Source organism: [Actinomadura] parvosata subsp. kistnae, assembly GCF_900323885.1.
Lineage (GTDB): Bacteria > Actinomycetota > Actinomycetes > Streptosporangiales > Streptosporangiaceae > Nonomuraea > Nonomuraea composti.
In genome coordinates, this window is record NZ_OOHJ01000022.1 from 464687 (window position 1) to 490095 (window position 25409).

Annotated in this window: 26 protein-coding genes and 2 pseudogenes; 13 read left to right on the forward strand and 15 right to left on the reverse strand. The window is 72.4% G+C overall.

Features of this window, described 5'->3' with window-relative positions; translation table 11 throughout:
• Positions 1-119: 119 nt before the first annotated feature.
• Positions 120-176 (reverse strand): annotated as a pseudogene (locus KIS93_RS69285) (hypothetical protein); the annotation flags it as partial.
• A gap of 139 nt (positions 177-315) precedes the next feature.
• Here KIS93_RS69285 and KIS93_RS66305 point away from each other — a divergent pair.
• The 3 genes from KIS93_RS66305 to KIS93_RS44920 are packed head-to-tail and all read left to right on the forward strand — an operon-like array spanning position 316 to position 4003.
• Positions 316-2487, forward strand: coding sequence for a glycosyltransferase 87 family protein (locus tag KIS93_RS66305; RefSeq protein ID WP_186404801.1), 2172 nt, complete (start codon positions 316-318; stop codon positions 2485-2487).
• 11 nt (positions 2488-2498) lie between these two features.
• Entirely contained in the window at positions 2499-3395 is an 897-nt protein-coding gene (locus KIS93_RS44915) for a TIGR04282 family arsenosugar biosynthesis glycosyltransferase (protein ID WP_230465440.1), read from the forward strand.
• Positions 3392-4003, forward strand: coding sequence for a class I SAM-dependent methyltransferase (locus KIS93_RS44920; RefSeq protein WP_080041408.1), 612 nt, complete (start codon positions 3392-3394; stop codon positions 4001-4003). The genes KIS93_RS44915 and KIS93_RS44920 overlap by 4 nt, the downstream gene beginning before the upstream one ends.
• Positions 4004-4317: 314 nt before the next feature.
• On the opposite strand, the gene KIS93_RS44925 is transcribed toward KIS93_RS44920, so the two are convergent.
• Genes KIS93_RS44925 through KIS93_RS44935 form a run of 3 tightly spaced genes read right to left on the reverse strand, consistent with a single transcriptional unit; the run spans position 4318 to position 7577 of the window.
• Positions 4318-5631 carry an ABC transporter substrate-binding protein gene (locus KIS93_RS44925; protein ID WP_186404907.1) on the reverse strand — a complete coding sequence of 438 codons (1314 nt, stop codon included), beginning with the start codon at positions 5629-5631 and terminating at the stop codon, positions 4318-4320.
• Positions 5632-5674: 43 nt separating this feature from the next.
• Complete coding sequence (locus tag KIS93_RS44930) at positions 5675-6586, reverse strand: carbohydrate ABC transporter permease (protein WP_080041410.1); 912 nt, start codon at positions 6584-6586, stop codon at positions 5675-5677.
• A gap of 58 nt (positions 6587-6644) precedes the next feature.
• Positions 6645-7577, reverse strand: a complete 933-nt coding sequence (locus tag KIS93_RS44935) for a carbohydrate ABC transporter permease (RefSeq protein ID WP_186404802.1) — start codon at positions 7575-7577, stop codon at positions 6645-6647.
• Positions 7578-7704: 127 nt separating this feature from the next.
• Between KIS93_RS44935 and KIS93_RS44940 the strand changes: the two genes are divergently transcribed.
• Both KIS93_RS44940 and KIS93_RS44945 read left to right on the forward strand, forming a co-directional pair.
• Complete coding sequence (locus KIS93_RS44940) at positions 7705-8016, forward strand: hypothetical protein (RefSeq protein WP_155128237.1); 312 nt, start codon at positions 7705-7707, stop codon at positions 8014-8016.
• 205 nt (positions 8017-8221) lie between these two features.
• Positions 8222-9673 carry an MDR family MFS transporter gene (locus KIS93_RS44945; RefSeq protein WP_230465441.1) on the forward strand — a complete coding sequence of 484 codons (1452 nt, stop codon included), beginning with the start codon at positions 8222-8224 and terminating at the stop codon, positions 9671-9673.
• On the opposite strand, the gene KIS93_RS44950 is transcribed toward KIS93_RS44945, so the two are convergent.
• Positions 9670-9990, reverse strand: coding sequence for a hypothetical protein (locus KIS93_RS44950; RefSeq protein ID WP_080041414.1), 321 nt, complete (start codon positions 9988-9990; stop codon positions 9670-9672). The two genes, KIS93_RS44945 and KIS93_RS44950, sit on opposite strands and share 4 nt — an antisense overlap.
• 84 nt (positions 9991-10074) lie before the next feature.
• Between KIS93_RS44950 and KIS93_RS44955 the strand changes: the two genes are divergently transcribed.
• Positions 10075-10353: a hypothetical protein gene (locus KIS93_RS44955; RefSeq protein WP_155128240.1), complete on the forward strand. Its 279-nt coding sequence runs from the start codon at positions 10075-10077 to the stop codon at positions 10351-10353.
• Positions 10354-10363: 10 nt separating this feature from the next.
• On the opposite strand, the gene KIS93_RS44960 is transcribed toward KIS93_RS44955, so the two are convergent.
• Positions 10364-11281, reverse strand: coding sequence for an AraC family transcriptional regulator (locus KIS93_RS44960; RefSeq protein ID WP_080041416.1), 918 nt, complete (start codon positions 11279-11281; stop codon positions 10364-10366).
• 74 nt (positions 11282-11355) lie between these two features.
• Between KIS93_RS44960 and KIS93_RS44965 the strand changes: the two genes are divergently transcribed.
• On the forward strand, positions 11356-12063 hold the full coding sequence (locus tag KIS93_RS44965; protein WP_080041417.1) for a histidine phosphatase family protein: 708 nt from the start codon (positions 11356-11358) through the stop codon (positions 12061-12063).
• Here KIS93_RS44965 and KIS93_RS44970 read toward each other — a convergent pair.
• From KIS93_RS44970 to KIS93_RS44990, 5 genes and pseudogenes are all read right to left on the reverse strand, one after another.
• Entirely contained in the window at positions 11962-12423 is a 462-nt protein-coding gene (locus tag KIS93_RS44970) for an NUDIX hydrolase (protein WP_186404908.1), read from the reverse strand. The genes KIS93_RS44965 and KIS93_RS44970 overlap by 102 nt on opposite strands.
• 880 nt (positions 12424-13303) lie before the next feature.
• A pseudogene (locus KIS93_RS66310) lies at positions 13304-13624 on the reverse strand (Gfo/Idh/MocA family oxidoreductase); the annotation flags it as partial.
• 56 nt (positions 13625-13680) lie between these two features.
• Positions 13681-14532 carry an ABC transporter permease gene (locus KIS93_RS44980; RefSeq protein ID WP_080041419.1) on the reverse strand — a complete coding sequence of 284 codons (852 nt, stop codon included), beginning with the start codon at positions 14530-14532 and terminating at the stop codon, positions 13681-13683.
• Positions 14492-15337, reverse strand: coding sequence for an ABC transporter ATP-binding protein (locus KIS93_RS44985; RefSeq protein WP_080041420.1), 846 nt, complete (start codon positions 15335-15337; stop codon positions 14492-14494). Before KIS93_RS44985 ends, KIS93_RS44980 begins: the two co-directional genes overlap by 41 nt.
• A complete protein-coding gene (locus tag KIS93_RS44990; protein WP_080041421.1) occupies positions 15334-15789 on the reverse strand; it encodes a MarR family winged helix-turn-helix transcriptional regulator in 456 nt (151 codons plus the stop codon). The genes KIS93_RS44985 and KIS93_RS44990 overlap by 4 nt, the downstream gene beginning before the upstream one ends.
• Positions 15790-15943: 154 nt before the next feature.
• Here KIS93_RS44990 and KIS93_RS44995 point away from each other — a divergent pair, with 154 nt between their 5' ends.
• The 4 genes from KIS93_RS44995 (at position 15944) to KIS93_RS45010 (ending at position 18184) form a co-directional block, all read left to right on the forward strand.
• Positions 15944-16243: a DUF3817 domain-containing protein gene (locus tag KIS93_RS44995; RefSeq protein WP_080041422.1), complete on the forward strand. Its 300-nt coding sequence runs from the start codon at positions 15944-15946 to the stop codon at positions 16241-16243.
• Positions 16244-16276: 33 nt separating this feature from the next.
• Positions 16277-16921: a TetR/AcrR family transcriptional regulator gene (locus KIS93_RS45000; protein WP_080041423.1), complete on the forward strand. Its 645-nt coding sequence runs from the start codon at positions 16277-16279 to the stop codon at positions 16919-16921.
• A 130-nt stretch (positions 16922-17051) separates the two neighbouring features.
• A complete protein-coding gene (locus tag KIS93_RS45005) occupies positions 17052-17915 on the forward strand; it encodes a hypothetical protein (protein WP_080041424.1) in 864 nt (287 codons plus the stop codon).
• A gap of 41 nt (positions 17916-17956) precedes the next feature.
• A complete protein-coding gene (locus KIS93_RS45010) occupies positions 17957-18184 on the forward strand; it encodes a hypothetical protein (protein WP_222107872.1) in 228 nt (75 codons plus the stop codon).
• Positions 18185-18187: 3 nt separating this feature from the next.
• On the opposite strand, the gene KIS93_RS63850 is transcribed toward KIS93_RS45010, so the two are convergent.
• Both KIS93_RS63850 and KIS93_RS45020 read right to left on the reverse strand, forming a co-directional pair.
• Positions 18188-18643 (reverse strand): hypothetical protein, encoded by a 456-nt coding sequence (locus KIS93_RS63850; RefSeq protein ID WP_080047073.1) that lies wholly within the window; start codon positions 18641-18643, stop codon positions 18188-18190.
• A gap of 94 nt (positions 18644-18737) precedes the next feature.
• On the reverse strand, positions 18738-19013 hold the full coding sequence (locus KIS93_RS45020) for a hypothetical protein (RefSeq protein WP_080041425.1): 276 nt from the start codon (positions 19011-19013) through the stop codon (positions 18738-18740).
• A 248-nt stretch (positions 19014-19261) separates the two neighbouring features.
• On the opposite strand from KIS93_RS45020, the gene KIS93_RS45025 reads away from it, so the two are divergent.
• Complete coding sequence (locus KIS93_RS45025; RefSeq protein WP_080041426.1) at positions 19262-20437, forward strand: MFS transporter; 1176 nt, start codon at positions 19262-19264, stop codon at positions 20435-20437.
• A 13-nt stretch (positions 20438-20450) separates the two neighbouring features.
• Here KIS93_RS45025 and KIS93_RS45030 read toward each other — a convergent pair whose 3' ends face one another.
• Both KIS93_RS45030 and KIS93_RS45035 read right to left on the reverse strand, forming a co-directional pair.
• Positions 20451-21506 carry a Glu/Leu/Phe/Val dehydrogenase dimerization domain-containing protein gene (locus KIS93_RS45030; protein WP_080041427.1) on the reverse strand — a complete coding sequence of 352 codons (1056 nt, stop codon included), beginning with the start codon at positions 21504-21506 and terminating at the stop codon, positions 20451-20453.
• Between the two features lie 57 nt (positions 21507-21563).
• Positions 21564-22970 carry a WD40 repeat domain-containing protein gene (locus KIS93_RS45035; RefSeq protein WP_155128246.1) on the reverse strand — a complete coding sequence of 469 codons (1407 nt, stop codon included), beginning with the start codon at positions 22968-22970 and terminating at the stop codon, positions 21564-21566.
• 289 nt (positions 22971-23259) lie between these two features.
• On the opposite strand from KIS93_RS45035, the gene KIS93_RS45040 reads away from it, so the two are divergent.
• Complete coding sequence (locus KIS93_RS45040; RefSeq protein ID WP_080041429.1) at positions 23260-24660, forward strand: phenylacetate--CoA ligase family protein; 1401 nt, start codon at positions 23260-23262, stop codon at positions 24658-24660.
• Positions 24661-25409 lie beyond the last annotated feature (749 nt).

Genomic DNA, 25409 nt, shown 5'->3' on the forward strand with positions numbered 1-25409 from the left:
GCATGGCGGCCATCGGCGTCCCGCACGTCCGCGCCATACCGTACGCCCGCATGGCGACCGTCAGCGTCCCGCACCTCGGCGCCGTACCGTACGTCCAGGCCGGCGACGTCATGCCCCGCATCCCGCAGGGCCTCGACCACGTGCCCGCCGATGAACCCGGCCGAGCCGGTGACCATCACTCTCACGCCGCCGACGCTAACCCGCCGCCCCGGCCGTCCTGAAGCGACGTTCGCGGTTCGTAAGGGTTCTTACGGAGCACGAACGACCACCGCCACGACCGCCCCGGGCAGGCCCCGCCGTGCGACGCTGCCGCCTGTGAGCCGGAGCACGCTCGCCCTCGTCGGGGTCCTCGCAGCCCTGGCCGCCGTCCTGCTGAGGATGGTGGCCGGGCCCATCGGCGTGGGCGCGGGGCTGCTGGGCTGGTACCTGGTGTCCTGGGCGCTGTTCGCCGCCGCGCTGTGGCTGTCCAGGCGGGTGCCGGAACGCCGACTCGGCGCGCTGGTCCTCGCCGGCGGGATCGCCCTGTCCGCGACGGGGCTGACGGCCCCGCCGAGCACCAGCACCGACTCCTTCCGGTACGCCTGGGACGGCCGGGTCCAGGCCGCCGGCATCTCCCCCTACGATCACCCACCATCCGCCCCGGCCCTCGCGGAGCTGCGCGACGACTGGCTCTTCCCCCGCGACTGCACGAGCCCCGCCCTCTACCCGTTGCCGGACGGCGGCTGCACCCGCATCAACCGGCCCACGGAACCGACGATCTACCCGCCGGTGGCGCAGGCCTACTTCCTGCTGATCCACTGGCTGTCCCCGGAGGGCACCCGGCACAAGGCCCTGCAGTTCGGCGGCTGGGCCATGGCCGTGCTGGCACTGGTGGCACTGTGGCGGCTGGCGGGCGCCCGCCGGGCGGCGTACTGGGCCTGGTGCCCGGCGGTGCCGGTGGAGGCGGTCAACAACGCGCACGTCGACATGCTGGCCGTCCTGCTGGTGGTGCTGGCCTTCCACACCACCCGCACCACGGCACACCGCACGGGCGCGATCCTCCCCGGCGCACTGCTCGGCGCCGCCGTAGCCGCCAAGCTCCTGCCGGTCACCGCACTCCCCGGCGCCCTGTCCGGCGTACTGTCCAGAGCCCTCCCCGGCACCCAGCCGAGCGCGCTGCCGAAGAACGCACGTGCGAACGGCGTGCCGACGCACAGCACGCCACCGTACGAACCACCAACGAACAAAGCGCCGGCCAACCAAGCTTCGGCGAACAGCCCATCAACACAAACCACGCCCATCAACGGAGCTCCAGTCAACAGAGCACCAGCGGACAGAACGCCAGCGGACAGCACACCAGCGAGCACCACGCCAACGGACACCATGCCGGCCAACCGGGCGCCGACCAACCGGGTCCCGGCGAACAGCCCATCGGCAGACAGCACGCCGGCCCACGACGGGCCGGCCGGCAGCGCACCAGCAACCAGCACACCCGTGGGCACGGCCTCGACAAGCCACGCACCGGCGGTAAGCACACCGGCGGGCAGCGCGCCGACAACCCGCCCACCGGCGGCCCGCACGCCGCCGGGCAGCGCACTGGCGGCAAGCACGCCTGCCCACGATGGGCCGGCCGGCAGCGCACCAGCAACCAGCACACCCGTGGGCACCGCACCGACAAGCCGCCCACCGGCGGACAGCCCACCGGCGGCCCACACGCCGCCGGGCAGCGCACTGGCGGCAACCACACCGGCGGGCGGCGCGCCGGCGAGCTGTGCGCGAGCCCACGGTGTGGCGTGGCGGCGGATCGCCGGCACGCTGGTGCCGGCCGCGCTCGTCGTGGCGCTGTCCTACCTGCCGTACCTCCTGGCCTCGGGCAGCTCCGTGGCGGGCTACCTGCCGGGCTATCTCAAGGAGGAGCGCTACGACGGCGGCGGCCACCGGTACGCGGTCCTGCGGCTGGTCGTTCCGGACTCCTGGGCGCCGTACGCGGCGATCGCGCTGCTCGGCCTGATCGTCCTGTACGTCCTGCGGTACGGCGACCCCGACCGCCCCTGGCGGGGTGCGCTGCTGGTCAGCGGGTCGCTCCTGCTGCTGTTCACCCCCGGCTATTCCTGGTACGCGCTGCTGGTCGTCGCGCTGGTCGCCATGGACGGCGGGTGGGAGTGGCTGGGCGCGGCCCTGTCGGGGGCGGTCGCCTACGTCGCCGGCCCGTCCACCCCCGGCAGCCCTGGCCCTCCGTTCTACGTAGCGGCGACCCTGGCCGTGCTGATCGGCGGGGCCGCACGCCAGTACCGCCGTCGCCGCCAGCACCGCCAGTACCGCCAGCACTACGAGCATCGAGATCCCACTCAGCACCGCCGGCACTACGAGCATCGAAATCCCGCTCAGCACGCCCGGCACTACCAGCATGACCATCCCCGTCAGCACCACGCGCACGACGAGCCCCGCTTGGACCGCCGGTCGGCAGCTCGGCTGCCGGCCGCCTCCCGTGAGGATCGAGCACACTGAGCCAGCACCTCATGCCACAGATCGTGATCATCGCCAAGGAACCGTTGCCGGGCCGGGTCAAGACCCGCTTGACCCCGCCGTACAGCCCGGAGGAGGCCGCCGCCCTCGCCGAGGCGGCGCTGATCGACAGCGTGCGCGCCGTGGCCGCGACACCCGCCGCTCAGCGGGTGCTCGCCCTGGACGGGCTGCCCGGCCGGTGGCTGCCTCCAGGGTTCGTGGTGGTCCCGCAACGCGGAGGCGGCCTGGACGAACGCCTGGCGGCGGCCTTCACCGACGCCCACCGGCTGCGACCGGGCCCTGTCGTGCTGATCGGCATGGACACCCCGCAGGTCACACCCGCGCTGCTGAACGAGGCCGGACAGGCTTTGGAGCGGCACGACGCGGTGTTCGGCCCGGCCGGCGACGGCGGCTTCTGGCTGCTCGGCCTGCGGCGGCCGGACCCCGCGCTGCTCCTCGGGGTGCCGATGTCGCATCCGGAGACCGGCAAGCACCAGCTCGACCGGCTCGTACGCGCCGGGCTGGCCGTCCACCACCTGCCCGAGCTGACCGACGTCGACACGGCGGCGGACGCGGCCATTGTGGCGGCAGCCGCACCCACCTCCCGCTTCGCCACCACTCTGCGGGAACTGGACCGCCGATCGAGAACCGGACCAACGATCCGGAGCCGGCCCGATGAACGAGAACCGGACCAACGACCCGGAGCCCGGGCCAATGAACGACAACCAGACCGACAACCCGGAGCCCGGGCCAATGAACGACAACCAGACCGACAACCCGGAGCCCGGGCCAATGAACGACAACCAGACCAACGATCCAGAGGCCGGGCCATTGAGGGAGAAGCAGACCGACGAGCGGAAGTTGAGCCGATGAACGAGAAGCAGACCGACGAGCGGGAGCTGAGCCGGTGATCGGTGAGGTGTATGCCGATGCCCTGGCCGGTGAGAGTGTCGAGATCGAGTACGTGGACGGCACCCGCGTGCCGCTGGAGGCCGCGCGCTGGTTCGAGCCGATCGCGGGCGATGAGGAGCTCCTGGCCCGCTGTTCCAGTCCCACGCTGGACATCGGCTCCGGGCCGGGGCGGTTGACGGTGGCGTTGACGCGGCGCGGGGTTCGTTCGCTCGGCATCGACATCACGCCGCGAGCCGTTGCCCTGACGCGCCGCGCCGGAGGGTTCGCCCTGCTCCGGGATGTCTTCGATGACATTCCGTACAGCGGGCGCTGGGCCACCGCGCTGCTCGCCGACGGGAACATCGGCATCGGTGGGAATCCGGCGGCGTTGCTGCACCGGGTCAGGCACCTGCTGCGGCCGGGCGGCACCGTGCTGGCCGAGGTCGCGCCGCCCGGGACTCGCAGCCGGGTGGATCGGATCAGGTTGCGGCGGGGTGATGTGGTGGGGCAATGGTTCGGCTGGGCAACCGTGTCGGCGGACGACATCCGGCGCGTCGCGGTGGCCGGCGGGTTCGCCGGCGCCGACTGCTGGGCTGCCCACGGGCGCTGGCTGGCCCGCCTGCGCTAGTGGCCGCTCATGTGCCGTCGGTGTGTTCGGGCCAGCGCTCATGTGCCGCCGGTGGGTTGGACCAGCGCTCGTGCGGATGACGGGCCCGCCCGCACCGCGCCACTCACTGTCCTGGTGCGCCCGCGCCGACCCATGCCACGTGCCGTGCCGGTAGCGCCCAGGTCGGCCCACACCGCCTGCCGCACCTGTGGCGCCCAGACCGCGCCGCTCCGGCTGCCGGGCCGACGGCGCCCGGGTCGGGCCGCGCCTCCTGCTGCGCCGACGCGCCCCGTCCAGCCCCGCCCCGTCACCCCGTCCCCCGGCGAGCGGCCCGGTCAGCCGGCCACCTTGAACAGGGCGTTGAGCTGGTTGTTGAGGGAGGTGAGGGAGCTGGCGGGGGCTTGGCCGAGGAAGAGGGCGTCCAGGGCGGGGCGCATCAGGGCGGTGATGTCGGCCGCGTTCGACGTCACCGGCAGCGGGAACGTGGTGCGGTTCTTGATGTGGTCGGTGAAGGGGGACACGTCCAGGTTGCGCTCGTTCTCGTTGTACTGGATGGCGAGCGACGTCCCGGAAGGGCGGGCGGGGAAGACGACGCCGGTTCGGCCGATGATGTTCTGGCACTGCTCCCCGGACAGGAATTTCACCCATTTGGCGGCGTTCTCGGGCTGTTTGGAGAACGTGGTGATGGAGTCGGCGAGGCCGTTGAACATGGAGGCACGTTTGCCGGTGGGCCCGATCGGGGTGGGGGCGAGGCCGATGTCGAGCTTGTTGCCGGCGGCGTCGGTGAGTTTGGTGAACGAGGCGATGGTCCACGAGCCGCTGAGGCCCATGGCGGCGATGCCGGACTGGATCTGGGTGTCGGCGGTGATGGCGTTGTTGCCGCCGATGGCGGCGAAGCTGGCCATGTAGCCCTTGCGGACAAGGCCGAAGTACCAGGTGAGGGTGTCCTGGACGACGGGCGAGTTCAGGTTGAAGCGGGTGCCCCACGGGTTCTTGTCGGTGGCCTGCCAGCCGGCGCTGCCGGTGAAGGCGGACCACTGGGTCTGGCCCCAGTTGTCGCCGCCGCCGCCGTTGGAGGCCAGCCCGTACGTCTTGACCCCGGTGCGGTCGAAGCCGGGCTCGTCGCCTCGGACGCCGTTCTGGTCGATGGTGAGGTGGGCGATCGTCTTCTCGAAGGTGCCGCCGTCGCGGGGGTTCCAGGTGAGGTCGTTCAGGGTGACGGGGTCGATGCCGGCGGCTTTGAGTGCGGCTTTGTTGTAGAAGATGGCGATGGTGTCCCAGTCCTTGGGGGCGCCGTAGCGTTTGCCGTCCTTGCCCTTCCACAGCTCGGCCAGGCCCTGCTGGTAGTCGGAGTCCTTGATGTCGCGGGTGGGGGCGAGGTCGTCGAGGGGGCGCAGCACCTGGAGGTCGACGAACTGGGGGAACTTGGTGAGCTGGTCGGTGAAGACGTCGGGGGCGGTGTCGGCGATGAAGCTGGCGGTGAGCTTGGACCAGTAGTCGTCCCAGCCGTACTGGGAGATGTGGATGCGCAGGCCGGGGTTCTGCTGCTGGAAGAGGTCGGCGCACTTCTGGTAGCCGGGCTGCTGGGCGGAGTCCCAGAGCCAGTATTCGATGGTGCCGGTGGCGCCGCCGTCGGGCCGCCGCCGCAGGCGGTGGTGAGGAGGAGGGCGGTGAGGAGGAGTCGTCGGAGCATCACTTGATCCCGCTGAAGCCGATGGAGTTGACGATGCGGCGGGCGAAGACGAAGAACAGCAGCAGCATGGGCAGCGCGGCGACGAGCGTGGCCGCCATGAGGCCCGCCCAGTCGGGGCCGGCCTGCGGCTTCTGCGACTTGAACACGCCGAGGGCGACGGTGAGCACGCGTGACCTGTCGGTGTAGCTGACCATGAGCGGCCAGAAGTACTCGTTCCATGAGGTGATGTAGGTCAGGATCGACAGCGTGGAGATCGGCGCGGCCGAGATCGGCAGGATGAGCCGGAAGAAGATGCGTGTCTTGGACGCGCCCTCGACGAGGGCGGCCTCCTCGACCTCGCGCGAGATGCCGAGGAAGAACTGGCGCAGGAAGAACACCGCGAACGGCGTCATCAGCATGGTGGGCAGCGCGATGCCGAGCACGGTGTCGATCAGGCCGAGCTCTTTGATGAGGACGAAGTTCGGCAGCAGCGTGAAGATGGCGGGGATCATGAGGCCGGCCAGGAAGACGGCGAAGACCTTGTCGCGGTGCCGCCAGCGCAGCCGGGCGAAGGCGTAGGCGGCCATGGCGGAGAAGAACACCTGCCCGGCGGTGACCATGGTGGCGACCAGCACGGAGTTGAGCAGGTAGCGCCAGAACGCGATCGGCTGGCCCGAGCCGCCGGCGTCGATGGCCTCCTGGCCGGTCTGGAGGCCGAAGACACGTTGGAAGCCGCCCCAGGAGAACTGCACGGGCCCCAGGCTGTCGCCGCCGGCGTAGAGGGCGTTGTTGTCGGACAGCGCGGTGCGCAGCACCCAGTAGAACGGGAACAGGCTGACGACGATCACCAGCACCATGAACGCCCAGGCCAGGCCGCGGCCGATGCGGGGCCGGCGTTTCACGCCGGGGGCGGGCGCCGTGGCGGTCGTCATGTCGCGCCTCCTCTCACGCCGGCGGCGGGCGCCGTTGCTGTTGTCATGTCGTGCCTCCTCAGGCCAGGTCGGAGGTGCCGGCGCGGGTCAGCCGGTACTGCACGAACGTGATGATCATCAGGACGACGAGCAGCGCCACGGACATCGCCGACGCGTAGCCGAACTGGAAGCGGTTGAACGCGACCTCGTAGATGTAGTACTGCAGCACCCTGGAGGAGTCGACCGGCCCGCCCCTGGTCGCGATCGCGACGGTGTCGAACACCTGGAACGAGCCCACCACGCTGATGATCAGCACGACGGCCATGACGGGCCGCAGCAGCGGCAGCGTGATGGTGCGGAACATGCGCGGCTCGCTCGCGCCGTCCATGCGGCCGGCCTCGTACAGGGTCTCGGGGATGGTCTGCAGGCCCGCGAAGATCAGCAGCGCGGTGTAGCCGACGTGCCGCCAGACGTTGATCAGCGCGATCGTCGGGATGACCCAGGCGGAGTCGACGAGGAAGCCGACGCGGTCCAGCCCGGCCAGTTCCAGCAGCTTGTTGCCGATGCCGAGCTGGTAGTCGAGGATCCACAGGAACACCAGCGCCGCGACCACGTTCGAGACGAGGTAGGGCGTCAGCACCACGCCGCGCAGCCAGGTGCGGCGGGTGAGCCGCTGCATCATCACCGCGATGACCAGCGCCAGGACGGTCTGGACGGCGATGTTGACGACGACGTAGTACACGGTGACGGCCAGCGCGTTCCAGAACACCGGGTCCTGCGCCATGCGCACGTAGTTGTCGAGCCCGGTCCAGCGGGCCGGGGTGAGCAGGTTGAACCTGGTGAAGCTCAGGTAGATGCCCCGCAGCGTCGGCCACAGCAGGAAGACCAGGAAGCCGATCAGCGCGGGAAGGATGAACAGGAGCGCCAGCCGCGTGTCGTCGCGCGGTCGTCGGGCGGGCCGGTCGGCGCCGGCCTGGTGGGGGTGGCCATGGTGCCCTCCTTCGCGGGTCACCGTAGACCCTGGGGGCGGGCAGTTTCCACCCTGTCATGCGTGTTCGACCGATTCTGCCCTTGGGCCCGCCATAACCGGTGGGTTTCATTCACCCGCCGCCGGCCACTCCCCTGCCGATAATGGGCGCGTGATGAGCACGACTCCCGAACCCGGCACATGGTTCGAGCACGCGCTGGAGTGGGAGTCGGATCCGGCGGGCGGCGATCGTCCCGCGCGCTGCCTGATCACGCGCAGCGCCCCCGCGTCCACGGCGGCCTACCCTCAGGTGTCCTACCGGCGGGTCGACGACCCGGGCGGCTACGGCCCCAGCTCGATCGACGAGGACCTGTTCCCCCGCATCCTGCGGCGCTGGCTCACCCCGGAGGAGTCGGAGCAGGCCGAGCGGGAGGCCAGGTTCCGGCGGTGCGGCTACGTGACGTCGGATCTCATGAACGTCTGAACGGCCGGCCGCTCGAAGGTCATCTTTCACCATGGGTGAAAACGAGGTGACATTTCGCAGTACTTGCCGCAATGCTGGAAGACACCGATGAGTTTCGTCAGCCGCACCGGTCCATCCGTGCATGACCACAACATCGTATGAGACCACCGAAGGCCGGGACGCCGGCCATGACCGCGTCATGTCCGACAGCCCCGATCGAGGTGCCGTGTCCAGGCCACAGCTCGGCTCAACCACCGATCCCGCGCGCGCCGTCGCAGGGCGCACCCCGGCCGTCATCCGGCTGCTGGTGCTGGCCACGTTCGTGGTCATCCTCAACGAGACCATCATGATCAACGCGATCCCGCGGCTGATGGAGGCGCTGCACATCACCGAGCAGACCGCGCAGTGGCTCTCGACCGCCTTCATGCTGACGATGGCGGCCGTCATCCCGATCACGGGGTGGTTCCTGCAGCGGGTGTCCACGCGCGGCGCGTACGTCACCGCGATGGGCCTGTTCCTGCTCGGCACGGCGCTGGCGATCGTGGCGCCCACGTTCGAGGTGCTGCTGGGCGCCCGGATCGTGCAGGCGTCGGGCACGGCGGTGATGATGCCGCTGCTGATGACGACGCTGATGCAGGTGGTGCCGGAGTCGGACCGGGGCCGGGTGATGGGCAACGTCACGCTGGCCATCTCGGTGGCGCCCGCGATGGGGCCGGCGGTGTCGGGGGTGATCCTCCAGTTCGGGTCGTGGCGGCTGCTGTTCGCGGTGGTGCTGCCCATCGCCGCGCTGATCGCCTGGGGCGGGCTGCGGCGGCTCAAGAACGTCGGGGAGCCGCGCACCGGCAGCATCGACTGGTTCAGCGTGGTGACGGCGGCGGCCGGGTTCGGCGGGCTGGTCTACGGCCTGAGCCGGTTCGAGGGCGGCGACGTGCGGGTGGCGGCGGCGGTCGTGGCGGCCGGCCTGGTGACCATCGTGGTCTTCGTCCTGCGGCAGCTGGTGCTGCAGCGGCGCGGCGTCCCGCTGCTGGACCTGCGCACCCTGCGGCACCGCACCTACACGGTCGCGCTGGTCCTGATGTCGGTGGCGTTCATGGCGATGCTCGGCTCGATGATCCTGCTGCCGCTCTACCTGCAGAACGTGCGCGCGCTCAGCCCCCTGGAGACCGGCCTGCTCGTGATGCCGGGCGGCCTGGCGATGGGGCTGCTGGGCCCGCCCGTGGGCCGGCTGTTCGACAAGTTCGGCGGGCGGGTCCTGGTCATCCCGGGCGCGGTCGGGATCATGCTGGCTCTGGCCGGGTTCACGCAGGTGACGATGACGACGCCGTTCTGGCAGCTGCTCGGCCTGCACGCGCTGATGATGGTGAGCCTGGCCGCGACGTTCACGCCGGTGTTCACGCTCGGGCTGGGCGCGGTCCCGCCGCCGCTCTACTCCCACGGCAGCTCGATCCTGAGCACGTTGCAACAGGTGTCGGCGGCCTTCGGCACCGCGCTCGTGGTCACCGTGATGAGCGCGCGGGCCGAGTCGCTCAGGGCGGAGGGCGTCACGGCGGCGCTGGCCAACCTGGGCGGCATGCGGCTGGCGTTCGTCATCGGGGCGGTGCTGTCCGTGGCGGTGGTCGTCACCGCGCTGCTGCTGCCCGCGCGGGCGGAGCACGCGGTCGAGCAGCCCACGCACTAGGAGAACCAGTTGGCGCCGAGCTCCTGGATGGTCCTGCTCCCCTTGGGCACCAGGAGCGCCTCGCTCAGCACCTGATTGACGCTCTTGGTGTCGTTGACCAGGGCGAACAGGAAGAACGAGCCGCCGCTGCGCGTGCGGAAGCCGAAGACGGAGCCGTGGCCGGCGAACGTGACGTACATGCCCTTGTTCACGGCGGGGAACGCCTTGCGGCTGAAGCTGTCCTTGGCCAGCCGGTAGCCGGACTGACCTTCCTTCTTCTCGTTGTTCCAGAAGTTGCGGTACTCCTCGGTGACGGCGCGGGCGACGGTGTCGTCCATGTCGGTGACGTAGCCTTCGGCGTCGAGGGGGTGCCGGTCGGGTTGATCGGCTTGTGCCCCGGTTTCTGGCCGAAGGTCTCGTGGTTGCGTTCGAGCAGCCACTCGCTGAAGGCCCGCTCGGCCTGCGGGATGGTGAGCGCCGCCCTGGTCGCGGAGGGCGTGGGGGTCGCGGAGGACGGGGCCGGTGACGGTGCGGCAGGGGTACGGGTGGGCGGCGCGGCGGGCCAGGCGGGCAGCCCTGGGACGGTGCCGCAGCCGGAAACGCCCATGACGGCGGCCAGCACGCCGGCCGCGATCAGCAAGGCACCACGCATCGGCTCCCGAACCCCAGTCATCACCGAAAAGAACATATCGGACAGCTGATGGTCGTCCCTCAGCGGCGGTAGTCGCGCGGCGACACCCCCGTGACCCGCTTGAACGCGTTGCTCAGCGCGCTCACCGAGCCGTACCCCACCTGGGCGGCGATCGCCGCCACCGTCTGGTCGCCGTGGCGCAGCCGGTCGGCGGCCAGCTCGATCCGCCAGCGGGTCAGGTACTCCAGCGGCCCCTGCCCCACGACCCGCTTGAACCGGGCGGCCAGCGTCGACCGGGACACCGCCGCCACGGCGGCCAGCTCCGCCACCGTCCAGCCGTGGGCGGGCCGGGCGTGCAGGGCGCGCAGCGCCGGGGCCACGATCGGGTCGGCGAGCCCGGCCAGCCAGCCGGACGTCCCGCCCGGCCCGGCGTTGACCAGGTGCAGGCGCAGCAGGTGGATGAGCATGACGAGGGCGAGGTGCTCGGTGACGAGCGTGGCGGCGAGCGGCCGCTCGCGCAGCTCGGCGTCGATCTGCTGGAGCGCCCAGCGGACGGTGGCGGCCTCGGCGGTGTCGCCGGGCACGTGGATCACCGGCGGCAGCACGTCGAGCAGCAGCTCGCGGGCGCGCTCGCCGAAGTCGAAGCGGCCGCCCATGAGGACGACGTCCTCCCCCGTCCCGGTGCGGGCGACGCCGCCGGTGGCCGCCGCGAAGACGGGGCCGGCCGGGAGCGGCCGCACCCCGGGCGCACTGGCCAGGGTGAAGGGGCGCGGCTGGACGAGCAGGAAGCAGTCGCCCTCGTGCAGCGGGATCGGCTCCGGCACGCCGTCCACGGTGAGCACGCAGCGGCCCCGGCGGACCGCGTTGAACTTGATGCCGTCGGGCGGGCCGAACGACAGCGCCCACCGCCCGCCGGCGACCAGCCGCACGGACAGGCGGCTGGTCGTGCCGATCAGCGTGAGGACGTCTTCGAGCGGATCTGCTTCCTGGACGTACACGCAACCAGGGTGCCTCCGAAGATGGCCCGCGTCCAAATCGGCTCTCAGCGAGGATAGAGTAATGTTCTGTTCTTGTGAGAGCTGAGAGCGGCGAGCCGGTCGAGTACCGGCAGGGCCGGTTCCGTACGCCGCCGGGCGCCACCGAGGTCCTGCTGGTCCGGCACGGCGAGTCGGAGCCCGCGCGGCCCGACCGGCCCTTCCCCCTGGTGGACGGCCAGGGCGACCCGGGGCTCGCGCCCGAGGGGCACGAGCAGGCGCGGCGGGTGGGCCTGCGGCTCGCCGCCGAGCGCGTGGACGCCATCTACGTGAGCTCGCTGCGCCGCACGTCCCAGACGGCCGCGCCGCTCGCCGGCCGGCTCGGCCTGGCGCCGGTGGTGGTGCCCGAGCTGCGCGAGGTGCACCTCGGCGAGTGGGAGGGCGGGCTGTTCCGCCGCATGGTCGCCGAGGGCCACCCGACCGCCCGCCGCATGGCGCGCGAGGAGCGCTGGGACGTGATCCCGGGCGCCGAGCCCGCCGCGGCCTTCTCCGAGCGGGTCCGCAAGGCGCTCGAAGACCTCGCCGCCGCCCACCCCGGCCAGCGGATCGTGGTGGTCACCCACGGCGGGGTGATCGCCGAGGCGCTGGCGGCGGCCACCGGGTCGCGGCCGTTCGCGTTCCTCGGCGCCGACAACGCCTCGGTGTCACACCTGGTGCTGACCGAGGCCCGGTGGATCCTGCGGCGCTTCAACGACACCGCCCACCTCGACGCCGCCTTCACCACCACGGCCGACCTTCCCACGTGATGACGTGATCAGCCGGCGGTGCGGCTCCAGCAGGCCCTCGGGCAGGTCGCCGGGGGCGCACCAGCGGGCCTCCAGGATCTCCATCGCGTTGAGCCGCATCGTGCCGCCGCCCGCGTAAAAAGCCTCGTACGCGACCTCGACCCGCAGCCGGAACCCGCTCCTGAGGTGCACCAGCTCGCCCACGCTGACCTCCAGCCCGGTCTCCTCGCGCACCTCGCGCACGACGGTCTGCTCGAAGGTCTCCCCGCGCTTGGCCCCGCCCGTCGGCAGCCCCCACTGCCGGTGCTCGGGCCAGAAGCGGTGGCGCAGCAGCAGCACGTTGCCGTCGCGGTCGCGGACGACCCCGGTCACCCCCACCATGAACTTGGCCTGGGACAGGTAGAGCAGCCGCCACTGGACCGACCCGCGGATGCCGTGCCAGAGCCGGGCGATCAGCCTCTTCACCGCTGCCCTCCGTGATCACCAACCGCCAGCCGTTGCAGCGTACCGGCTGGGCCCACGCCTCCTTGCCGGTGGTGACGGGGCCGCCGGTCCGCGCCGACTCGCCGATGGCGAGGCTGATCAGGTGGTCCTGGCAGGCCTCGGCGAGCGGGTACGGGGCCGGCCCCTCCTGGCGGGCCCAGACGCCGGTGCGCTCCAGGATGTCGGCCACCGCGATGTCGTCGTCGGACAGGCCCGACCCGTCGAACGGGTTGCGGTAGACCACCCGGCCGTCGAAGCTGATGTGCTTGAGGTCGCGGAACTCCAGGCTGAGATCGACGCCGGTGTCCCGGCGCACCAGGTGCGACTCCACCGGCGTCACCGGGTCTGTCAGCCGGACCACCCGGTCGTCGGCCAGCTCGCCGATCGAGCCGCGCACCACGATGCGGCGCGTCCGCAGGGGGTTCCACCACTGGTTCTCGGTGAAGTCGTACAGGCCCATGCGGCCGCCGAAGTCGAGGGTGGCGATGGTCGTGGTGCGCCGCTGCGGCGTGCCGTCGCCGGTCCATCCGTCGGGCCCGAGCGGGTCGGCGAGCGGGGCGTCGAACGCGCCGGCGCGTACCTCGGCGGGCTCGAATCCGATGCCGAGCAGGCCGCGGATCATCGAGACCGCGTGGTAGAGGTGGGTCGAGGAGACCTGGACGGAGGTCGGCTCGCCGATCACGCCCTCGCGGACGAGCGCCAGCCGGGCCGCGTGGCCGGGCATCAGCAGGTACTGCTCGGCCACCTGCACCAGGCCGGTGCCGCCGACGTCCTGCCACAGAGCGCGCAGGCCGTCGAGGTCGGGCGCGGGCGGCGTCTCGGCCAGGACGGGCAGGCCGTGCTCGACGACCGAGCGGATCGCGTCCGGCATGGCGGGCCAGGGCACGGCGGCGGCCACGTAGTCGGGCCGCTCGTGCCGCAGCAGGTCGCCGACCGAGCGGAAGGCGGGCACGCCCCACTCGTCGGTGATCTGCCTGCCCCGCTCCTCGCCTCGCGTCACGACGCCGCTGATCCGCAGCCGGCCGGGGAGCGCGGCGGCCAGCCGCAGGAAGAACCGGGTCCGCCGCCCGCCGCCGATCGCGCCGAACGTGATGGTCATGAGGGGGTACCTCCCAAGGGGACGGGGCTCGTGGTGAGGCGAGCGTACCCGGCGGGTCAGCGGGACAGGCGGCCCAGCAGGGCCGAGGCCGCCGTGATGCCGAGTGCCGCCGCGACGAGCAGCACCGCGAAGTCGAGCGGCAGCCGGGCGGGGAGGTCCAGCAGCAGGCCGCGCAGCGCGTTCACCTCGTAGGTGAGGGGGTTGATCGAGCTGATGGCCTGCAGCCAGCCCGGCATGGACGCCGTCGGGTAGAGCGCGTTGGAGGCGAAGAACAGCGGCATCGTGATGGCCTGGCCGATGCCCATCAGCCGGTCCCGCGTACGGACGATGCCGGCGATCGTCATCGACAGGCAGGAGAAGAACGCCGAGCCGAGCAGCACCGCCGCCAGCACCCCCAGCAGGCGCGCCGGGTTCGGGCTCAGGCTGACGCCCAGGAGCGCCGCGATGAGCACGACGACCACGGCCTGGATGATCGCCTTCACCCCGGCGGCGAACGCCTTGCCCGCCACCAGCGCGGCGCGCGGCGTCGGCGTGACGAGGAGCTTGGTCAGGACGCCCGAGTCGCGCTCCCAGATGATGTGGATGCCGTAGAAGATGGCGATGAACATCGTGGACTGGGCGATGATCCCGGGCGCCAGGTAGTCGCGATAGGGGATGCCGCCGGTCGGGATCACGTTGATGCGGGTGAACGTCTCACCGAAGATCAGCAGCCACAGCGCGGGCTGGATCGCGCGGGTGTAGAGCTCCGTCCGGTCGTGGCGCAGCTTCTGCAGCTCCACCACGCACATGGCGACGACCCTGGCGGGGACGAGCCGCCACGCGGGGCGGGAGCGCGGCGGGACGAGCAGCAGCTCCAGGCCGTCGGCGTCAGCCGACGCGGGACGCGGTGCGGCGGGTGCGGCGGACATCGCGGAACTCCCCTCCCTTGCCCTGGTCGTCGAGGCCGCTGCCGGCGACGTCGCGGAAGACGTCCTCCAGCGTCGGCGTGGCGTCGCCGCCGAGGCGGGCGCGCAGGTCGTCGGTGAGGCCGCGCGGCGTGCCGAGCGCGCGGACCCGGCCCTGGTGCATGAGCGCCACCCGGTCGCAGTACTGGTCGGCCTCGTCCATGTAGTGCGTGGTGACCAGGACGGTCATCCCGCTGGCGGCGCGTATCGCCATGATGTGGTCCCAGACGCCGGTGCGGGCGATGGGGTCGAGGCCGATCGTGGGCTCGTCGAGTATGAGCAGGCGCGGCGCGCTGACCAGCGCCTGGGCCAGCTCCAGGCGGCGCACCATGCCGCCCGAGTACGTGCTCGCCATCCGGTCGGCGGCCTCGGCCAGCCCGACGGCCTGTAGTGCCTGGGCGACCCGGTCGGCGCGCTCGCGGCGCGGCACGTCGAAGACGCGGGCGAAGAGCGCGACGTTCTCCCTGCCGGTCAGGCCGCCGTCGGCGGACAGTTGCTGCGGCACGTAGCCGAGCAGGCGGCGCACCGCCATCCGGTCGGTGGTCACGTCGTGCCCGAAGACGCGGACCATGCCGGCCGGGACGGGCAGCAGCGTGGTCACGCAGCGGATCGCGGTGGTCTTGCCCGCGCCGTTGGGGCCGAGCAGGCCGAACACCTCGCCCGAGCGCACGGTCAGGTCGAGCCCGTCGACGGCCGTGCCGGTCCGGTCGAAGGCGTACCGCAGGCCGGTGACCGTGACCGCGTCCTCCTGTGAGTGCTCTTCGTTCATTCTTCCGTCACCTCCTCTCGCAGGCTGTCGGCCAGCCTGCGCAGTGCCGGGAGCGCGGCCGCCAGGGCGGCCCGGTCGTCCTCGCCGAGCTGCTCCACGTGCTCGCGGACGATCGCCGCCCGCCGCTCCTGCCAGGCCCGCAGCCGCGCCTCGGCCTCGGGGGTGGGCAGCAGGCGGGCCGAGCGGCGGTCGTCGCTGCGGGTCTCGCGGTGCAGCAGGCCGGCCGCCGTGAGCTGGTTGACCAGCGTGGAGACCGAGTTGCCCGCGAGGTAGAGCTCCTTGGCCGCGGCCGAGACGCTGATGCCGGGGCTGGACTGGACCAGCCGCAGCAGCTCGGCCTGGGCGCCGCGCAGCGGCGGCACGGTCATCTCGCGGCGCACCCGGCGCCGGATCAGCCGGTTGATGCCGGCGACGACGCCCGCGAAGGCGCCGGACAGGTCCTCCGCACTCATGCCCGAAATGTTAGCTCTGCTTAAGAGGTATTGGAAAGTGACCAGGTCAGCTGGTTTGTCGTGGAGGGGTACGACCCAGCAGCGGCGTGCGGCAGCCACCGGGGCGCTCTACAGCTTGTAGAGTGATGGCGTTTTCCAGATGAAAGGGTGAATCGTGCTGCGTTGGTTCCGGGTCGTGGCGGTGGCCGAGGCGTGCTCGTGGGCGGGGCTGCTCGTCGGGATGTTCTTCAAGTACGTGACCGAGACCGGCGAGCTCGGCGTGAAGATCTTCGGGCCGATCCACGGCGCGCTCTTCGTCCTGTACGTGGCCGGCGTGCTGCTCTCGGCCCGGGAGGCGGGCTGGAGCCGGGGCACGGTGGTGCTCGGGCTGGCCTGCGCGGTGCCGCCGTTCACCTCGCTGTGGTTCGAGCGGCGGATGGCGGCGCGCATGGCGGCCGTGTCCGCACCGGCCTAGAGTCCGGCTCTAGAGTTGCACTAACATCGCCGCATGAGCGGCGATGGCAAGAGGCCCGGCAAGAAGGCGCAGAAGTCGGCGGAGACCCGGCGGCGGCTACTGAGCGCCGCCGGCGACCTGTTCGTGGCGCAGGGCTACGGCGCGACGACGTTGCAGGAGATCGCGGCCCGGGCGGGCGTGGCCGTGCAGACGGTGTACTTCGTGTTCGGCAACAAGCGCCGCCTGCTCAAGGAGCTGGTGGACGTCACGGTCGCGGGCGACGACCTGCCGGTGGCCACGCTCGACCGGCCCTGGTTCAAGGAGGCGATGGCCGCCCCGACCGCCGGGGAGCACCTGCGGCGTTACGTGGCGGGCACGCTGGCCGTACTGGAGCGGGTGGCGCCGATCAGCAAGGTGCTGGAGGTGGCGGCGGCCACCGACCCGGAGGTCTCGCAGATGTGGCCGGACGAGGAGGACCCGCGGCACGTCGTGTCGCTGGCCGCGGCCCGCGAGCTGATGGCCAAGCCGGGGGCGCGCCGGGAGGTGCCGGTCGAGGAGGCCGCCGACGTCATCTACGGGGTGCTGAGCCCGGACCTCTATTTGTTGCTGGTGCGCGAGCGCGGCTGGACGCCCGACCGGTTCGGGCACTGGGCGCGGGCGACCCTGAGCGCTCAGCTCTGCCATCCAGAACGCGAGTGACGCTCACCTGTCACCAGCTTTGACACAGCCTTGTCACGATCGCCGTAACGGTAGGTCGCCTTCCCCTCATGCTCTGTTATGGTCCCTCCTTGTCCGCAATTGGGATGACCTTTACCCACATAGGAGGAACATGAGGAGCAAGAAGAGAGCGACCGCACTGACCGCCGCCGTGGCCCTCGCCGCCGCTCCCCTGCTGGGCGTCGCCACGCCCGCGAGCGCCGCGAGCACCCAGGCCGTCCAGGCCCAGGCACAGGTGCTCGACTGGCTCTCCCTCGACGCCCTCAGCGGCTCGAAGCTGGTGCAGCGGGTCAAGGAGCTGCTGGGCAAGGGGTACGTGCCCCAGGCGCTGAACGTCACCGACGCGGCCAACCCGCAGTACACGTCCCTGTGGGTCAAGGACACCACCCGCAAGGTCAGCGTGCTGCAGGGCCTGTCGGCCTCGGAGCTGCCCCGGCGCATCGCCGAGCAGGCCGAGCTGGGCTTCCGGCCCAAGCTGGTCACCGCCACGGGCACGGGCGCGTCCGCCGTGTTCGCGGCCGTCTTCGAGAAGACCACGCAGCTCGTCAGGTCGGAGCTGGCCCTGACGAAGGAGACGCTGCTCAAGGTCAACGCCGAGCTGGGCGCCGCCGGCTACAGCCTCGCCTCGCTCGACGTGTACGGCACCGCGGAGAAGCCCCTCTACGCCGCCGTCTGGGTGGCGGGCGCCGCCACGGGCACCCTTCAGGTGACGCTGGGCCAGACCGTGGAGCAGCGCGGCCAGGAGCTGCTGGCCAAGGCGAAGCAGGGCCTGCGGCCCGTGCTCATGGCGGTCGGCCCCGGCAAGACGTACTCGACGGTGTGGGGCAAGGGCGCGGCCACGGGCGTCAAGGAGTTCCTGAGCCTGTCGAAGGTGACGTACCCGCTCAAGGCGGCGCAGCTGAAGACGATGGGTTACCGGCCGCAGATCCTCAGCGCCGAGGACGGCGTGATCGCGTCGGTGTGGAGCAAGAGCTAGCCGGTGCGGCGCTGGAGTGCCGAGTCCGGCACAGGATCAGTGTGCCGGACTCGGCCTCCACGATAGTGCAGGTCAGCGGCGGCCCTGCTGCCGGCCGGGCACCCGCTCTTCTCGCTGCCCAACATGCTCATCACGCCGCACCTGGCCGGGGCGCAGGGTGCGAGCTGCGCCGCCTCGGCGAGTTCGCGGTGGCGGAGCTGGAACGCCTCCTGGCCGGCGACCCGCTGCGCGGCGAGGTGCTGCCCGAGCAGTTCCCCTACACGGCCTGACCGCTAGGACGGGGCCACGTACTCCAGGTCGATCGTGTCCGTGTGCGAGCTCCAGCTCAGCCGCAGCCGCCAGCAGCCGGCGCCCGGCAGGTCGATGAGGGACGGGCCGGGGCCGCCGCCGACCTTGGTGCGCACCGGCGTGCCCGTGCCGCCGAGGCGGGCCTCGATCCGCAGCGGGTCCGACGGCACCAGCGGCAGCCGCGACACCCAGAGGATCTTGTTGCCGCGGTCGGGTCGGGGCGGGCTGAACAGCGGGTAGCCGAAGAGGATGGCCACCATGTCGCCCCGCTCGCTGAAGACCTGATGGGCCTGCGCTCCCGGGCTGAAGCCGGCGCGCGCCCACGGGGGCGGCTCCCCCCGCACGACCTCCGAGCGGCACGGTGCCGCCCGCTCCGCGGGTCCTCCCCCGCTCGTGCACCCCGTCGTGACGAGCAGGGTCGTGACGAGCAAGAGAGCCACCGCGATCACCTGGTGCGTCCGGGACACGGCCGACCTCCGCTGGCGGCGGGAAACGGAACTCCGGCCACCACCGTACCGCCGCCGTCCCGGGCCGTCAGATGTGCTCGCCCACGAGCGCGAGGCACTGGAAGGCGGCCAGGCCGAACTGCGCGCCGGCGTTCGTGCTGAGGTCCGCCTCGTCGACGGGGCGCCAGGTGACCAGCACCTCGGTGCCGCTCCTGCGGACGGCCACGACGCCGCGGTTCAGGTTCTCCATGGGACGGGCGGCGGCGGGCCGCGGGACGGCGACCGGGGCGGCGCCCAGCAGGAGCACCGCCGCGACGGCCGGTAACCGGTTCTTGACGTGCAGGGGGGTGACCTCCTTGGTCACGTGGGGGGTGCCGGGCAGGCGTGACCCGGGGGAAACCCCAGGGGGTTGAACCGTTTACATAGACGGGATGGGAACATGAACGCGGGATCAAGTCAAGATCTCTGTCATGACTGGCCGGATCGTCGGCGGCCTTCGAGCATCGCCTGCAAGCGGTTTACGCCGAGGAGGCATGCATACGGAATCGGGTATCGGTCCGGCCGGATCCCGATATTGGACCATCGGTCCCGGCTCTGGTGTGCTCGGGTCCCGTGACAGTCGCCGCCCCCGTCTCCCCGCCCGCCGTCGCGGACCCCTCCGGCCGCCGGGTCGTCGTCACGGTCGTCGCCATCCAGGTCGCCTGCTGCCTGGGCTTCTTCTCCGTGATGGCCCACCTGGTCGCGCACCTGCGGCACGACCTCGGGCTGATGGCCGGCACGGCGGGGCTGATCCTCGGGGCGCGGACCGGGTTGCAGTTCGCGCTCCTGCTGCCCGTGGGGGCGCTGACCGACCGGATCGGCGCGCGGCGTACCGGGGCGATCGCCTGCGTGCTGCGCGCGGCCGGGTTCGCCCTGCTCGGGGCCGCCGAAGGGGTCGGCGCGCTGCTCTTCGCGGCCGTCGTCCTCGCCGTCGGCGGCGCGCTCTACAACCCCGCCGCGCAGAGCCTGCTCGCCGGGGTCGGGCCCGCCCACCAGGCCAAGGGGTTCGCCGCCTACGTCACCGCGCAGCACGCCGCGACCGTCGCCGGGCCGCCCGTCGGGCTCGCCCTGATCTCCCTGGAGCCCGGGTTCGCGCTCCTGACGGGGGCCGCCGCCGCCATGTGGGCGATCTCCGGCGGGCTGTTCCTCCTGCTGCCCAGGACCGGCCGCCGCGCCGGGCCCGTCCCCGGGGTGCTGTCCGGCGTGCGGGCCGTGCTCGCCGACCGCCGGTTCCTGCTCTTCGCGCTGATGACCGCGCCCACGACGCTGCTCGCCAACCACATCATGACGGCCGTGCCGCTGCTCGGCTTCGCCCCCGCCGCCGCCACGCTGTGCTTCTCCGTGCTGGCCGCGATCGCCGCCGCCGCGCAGCCCTTCGTCGCCGCCGGGCGGCGCGGCGAGCGCCCCTGGGTGCTGCGGGCCGGGCTGCTGTGCGCGGCCGGGGCGTTCTTCGTGCTCGCCCCACTGGACGGGACGGAGCTCGCCCCGCTCATGGTCGCGGCCGTGCTGAACGGCGTGGCCAACGGCCTTATCCAGCCGTCGATCTTCCAGCGGACCACCCGGCACGCGCCACCCGAGCGGTTCGGGTCGTACTACGGGGTGCTGGCGTTCTGCGCCGGCATGTTCTCCTTCGCCGGGGAGATGCTGGTCGGGCGGCTGTTCGACCTCGGGTCCGCGGGCGCGACGGCGGCGCTCGTCGGGGTCGGCGCGTTCGCGCTCGTGTCCGCGTTCGGGACGCGGGGACCTTGAGCACCTTGGGAACTCAGGCGTCGGGGGCGAGGGGTGGGCCGTCGGGCAGGCCCTCGGGGTCGCGCCAGGTGGCCAGGAAGCGCTCGGCCACCTCGCACGAGGCGGCGAACGGCCCGTCCGGATGCTCCATCGCCTGCCGGGTGAGCGCGGCGATCCGCTCCTCCACCACGGCCCGCGCGGAGGCGGCGTCATGGACCTCGCCGGAGCGATCGCCCAGGTAACCGATCGTGGCGCCGGCGCTGCACACGAAGTCCGCCAGCGTGACCACGCCCCGCTCCCGCAGCACGCGCAGGCCCGCCTCGGTGTAGGGGACGTTCGCCGCCGGGGCCACCACGCGGGCGCGCACCCGGCCGGCCCGTTCGGCGGTCAGCGTCCCGGTGCGGGCGCCGGGCACGAGCACGTCCGCGGCCACCTCGTACAAGGACTCGGGCGGGAGCACGGGCAGCCCGAGACGGGTCACGCAGGCGTCGCCGTGCTCGGCCCGCAGCCGCTCCAGCGCGGCCACGTCCAGGCCGTCCGGGTCGGCGACGCAGCCGTACAAGGTGGACAGGGCGACGACGCGCGCCCCGCGCAGCACGGCCTCGCGCACGACCGCGCCGCCCACCTTGCCGAACCCCTCCACCGCCAGTGTCCGCCCGGCCAGCCCGCCGAGCGCCGTCTCCGCCGCCACCACCACGCCGAGACCGGTCACCATCGTGTCCACCGGCTCGCCGCCCACCTCCTGGTGCATCACCGAGCCGGGGCGGTAGTCGGGCAGCGAGGCGAAGTCCTCCGTACGGGTGCCCAGGTCCGAAGCGGTGAGGAAGCCGCCCTTCTCGACCATCGGGGTGATCTCCTGGCAGTAGCGCTCCAGCACCGCGTCCCGGTCCTCGTCGCCGGCCCGCAGCACCGCCTTGGCCCCGCCGATCGGCTCCCCCAGCACGGCCAGCTTGTACGTCATCGCCCGCGCCAGCAGCCCCGCCTCGCCGGCCGTCACGTCGGGGGCGAGTCGCGTTCCGCCCGCGCTCGTCGGGCAGTCGAGGTCGAAGGCCACGTAACCGTCCACGGAGACGAGCTCCACGATCCTCATGCGCTCCCCCTCATCGCCTGTCCGATACCGTGAATATCGGGCAGACCGGGCTCCGGGTCAAGGTCCACTGTGCGCGTGGCAGGGGTACATGGCGACCGTCCCGTAACCGCCGAACGGCTCCCAGTCCGCGCCGCCCGTGAGCCTGCTCCACTCCTCCCAGGTCAGTTCGGGCCGCCTGATGTCGCAGTACTCGTCCAGCGGATGGGCGGCCAGGCCGGCCAGCCCGGTGAGGTCCCAGAACTGGACGCCTCCGTCCCAGCTCGACATCAGGGCGACCCGGCCGTCACCGCTCAGGGCCACGTCGCCGATGTTCTCCGTTTCGCCGCTCAGCGTGGCCACCCGGACCGGGCTCGACAGCCGGGACAGATCCAGCAGGACACCTTCGCCGGAGTCGCCGGCGACGAAGGCCAGCCTGCCGTCCGAGGCCAGGGCGATCTCGGTCACGTCCACATCGGTCACGACCCCCACCTGATGGGGGTACGAGGGGTCGCGGATCTCCCAGGCGTCGAGCCGCATCAGGTCGGCGAGCAGCGCGGTCCGCCCGTCGGCGCTCATGTCCATGGCCGCGGCGGGGCCGGTGAACGCGGGAGCGGCCGCCTTGACCGGGCGGCCGGGATCGGTCAGGTCCCAGATCGTCGTCGAGACTCCGCTGCCGGCGTCGGCGACGACGGTGGCGGTCCTGCCGTCCGCGCTCAGCGCCAGTTCCTCCACCCCTCCCGCGCCGATCGGGATGTCCGGCAGGCGGGCCGGGCGGAAGCGGTCGGACAGGTCCCACACCCTCACCCGCCCGTCGTCGTCACCGGCGACGGCCAGCCGGGTGTCCCCGGACAGGGCCAGCGTCCGGATCCCGCCGCCCTTCCCCCCTTTGGCGAGCGTGGCCGCGCGGACGGGGCGCGCCGGGCGGGCGAGGTCCCACACCAGGATCGCGCCGCTCTCGTCGCCGGTCAGGGCGGTGCGGCCGTCGGCGGCCAGCGCGACCGCGCTCACCTCCTTGCGATGCCCCTTCAGCAGGGCGAGGCGGCCGGCCGCGTCATCACCGTCACCGTCGCCGTCTTCCGGCCTGAGCCAGGTCGTCAGGTCCCACACACCGACTCCGCCCGCGTCCTCGGCGAGCGCGATCCGCCCGTCGGCGCTCAGCGCCACGGACTGGTTGGCGTACATGGGGTCGGTCAGCGGCTCGCGCCTGTTCCTGAGCACGCTGTCCACCAGCCCGCGGCGCGTCAGCTCGTCATTGTTGACGGCGATCGCGGCGGCGCCGATGTCCGCCGCCTTGCCCGGGTCGGACTCGCGCAACTCGGCCGCGTGCAGCGCGAGGCCGCGGGCCAGGGCGGCCCGCTCCTGGGCCGAGGCCCGGTCGTGCTCGTGCTTCCACCCGTACGCCGCCACCGCCAGTGCCGCGATCAAGCAGAGCACCGCCGCCACGACGAGCGCCCGCCGGCGGCGCGGCTCCGTTCCAGCAGTCATCTCGCCACAGCTCCCGCCTCGACGCCCGCTCGCTGCCGGAGATCTTGCCCTTTGTAGTGGTTGTGTAGGAAGTCTCTGGCGGCCGCTCACATCCTTGACCGCAGAGGGCGCCACCCGGTGCGCCCCCTGAGTACCAGGGAGATCCCTATGGTCAAGACGGCCCGTCGCTACGCGAAGTACGCCATCAGCACCCTCTCCACCGCCATCTTCGTGCTGAACGGCTGACGAGGACGAGTGAACCCCCGGGAGGGCGTCTCCCGGGGGACACCCACGAGCGGAGGGACGAGGCGTGTTCGGGACCGCGGTACGCCAGCTCGGCTATGCCTGGTCGATGATGTCGGGGCGCAGGTTCCGCCTGCGGGACGTGGGCGCGCTGGTCGACGACATGCGCGAGACCCTGGAGACGTTCGGCTCGCCCGGTGAGGGGGCCGACGACCTGCTCGCGGGCAACGACCCCGAGCTCCAGGAGGACCTCACCCGGCGGCGGCTGCGGCGCACGGTGCGGCACGCGGCGGCCGAAAGCCCCTACTACCGGCACTGGTTCGCGGCGAACGGCGTGGATCCCGCCTCCATCACGCCGGACACCCTGGCCACGATCGCCCTCACCTCCAAGGCCGACCTGCGCGGCAGGCCCGCGGCCTTCGTCTCCGACCGGGCCAGGCCGGCCGTGCTCGCCCACACCACCGGCACGACGGGGACGCCGACGCTCGTCTGGTTCTCGGCGTACGAGATCGAGCTGATGTCGTCGCTGTCGGCGCTCGCCCTCATGATGGCCGGGAACCTGCGCTCCGACGACGTGTGGGCCAACGCGATCAGCTCCCGCTCCATCGCGCAGATCCTCACCGAGCGGGCCGTCACCCTGACCGGGGCGGCCTTCGCGCACCTGGGCGCCATCGACCCGGCGGCGACGCTCGACCGGCTGGCGACCCCGCTGCACGTACCGGGCAAACGCCCGCAGATCACCCACCTCAACCTGACCGCCTCCTACCTGGCGGCGCTCGTGCAGGAGGCGGACCGGGGCGGCTGGAAGGCCGGCGACTTCGCGCTCACCACCATCTGGTCCGGCGGCGAGGTGCTCACCGACGCGCTGCGCGAGCGGGCCGAGCAGGTGTTCGGTGCGGAGGTCCGCGACGGCTACTCCATGACCGAGATCGCCCCCGTCTCCGGCCGCGTCTGCGCCGACGGGCACCTGCACCTGCCGCCCGACCAGGGGCTGATCGAGATACTCGACCCCGTCACGCTGGCCCCCGCCGCCCCCGGCGAGATCGGCACGATCGTGGTCACCCCGTACTCGACGTTCCGCGACACCACGCTCCTGCTCAGGTACGTCACCGGCGACCTCGTCCGCGTCCTGCCCGAAGGCGAGACGCCCACGTGCGCGCTGGCCGCCCTGCCCGCCACCTCCCGCGTGCTCGGCCGCCGCTCCCCCGGCGGGCTCACCACCCGGGACGTCCTCGACCTGCTCCAGGCCGAGCCCGCGCTGCCGCTCCCCACCCGGTACGCGCTGGACGGCGACCTGCTCTACGTGGTCGCGGGCAAACACGACCCCGGCCTGCTCGGCCGCCTGGAGGAACGCGCCCACGGGACGCCCCTGACCGGCATCGTCCTGGTCGAGACCGCCGAGGACCTGCCCGAGCCCTGCCGGCTGCGCGCCGATCTGCTGGAGCTCAGCTTCGAGCGAGGACTGTGATGACCCCGAACGTCCTGGCGCTGTACGCGCTCGTCGCCCTCACCGTCGCGCTCGCCGTCGGTTACCTGGGCCGCTACGTCATCCCCCGCCCGCCCGTCGGCCGGATGGTCGGCGCGGACATCGCGGTCATGGTGACCGCGCTCGTCGTGCTGCCGTTCGCGTACCTGCACGTGCCCGCCGGGGTCGTGGTGTCGATCTTCGGGCTCGTGGTCCTGACCCTGACCCAGCTCACGCTCGCGCCCGTGCTCGGCGGCCGATGGGCCATGATCACGGCGCTCGCCCTGTGCGCGGCCGACGTGGCCGCCTACCTCGCCGGACTGCCCCTGGCGCTGCTCGTCGTCAACGACGCGCTGCTGATCCTGCTCGTCGTCGGCGTGGTCAACCTGTGGGCGCAGGCCGCCGTCACCCCCGCCCAGATCGCCGCACTCGCCGCCGCCCTCACCGTGTACGACACGCTGGCGACCGGCATGAGCTCGCTCACCGCCGACTTCGTCCAGCGCATGCAGGGCCTGCCGTTCGCGCCCGTCCTGGCCACCTCCCACGGCCCGAACCCGTCACTGATCGGGCTCGGCGATTGCCTGATGCTGTCGGTCTGGCCCGTCGTGGCGCTGCGCGCCTACGGCAGGGCGGCCGCGTGGGCGGCGGCCGGGCTGGAGGCCGTGCTGCTGGCCGCCTCCATCGCCTTCGTCCTCACCGGCGGACGGCCGATGCCGCTGCTGACCGTGCTCGGGCCGCTGATCGTCGCGCAG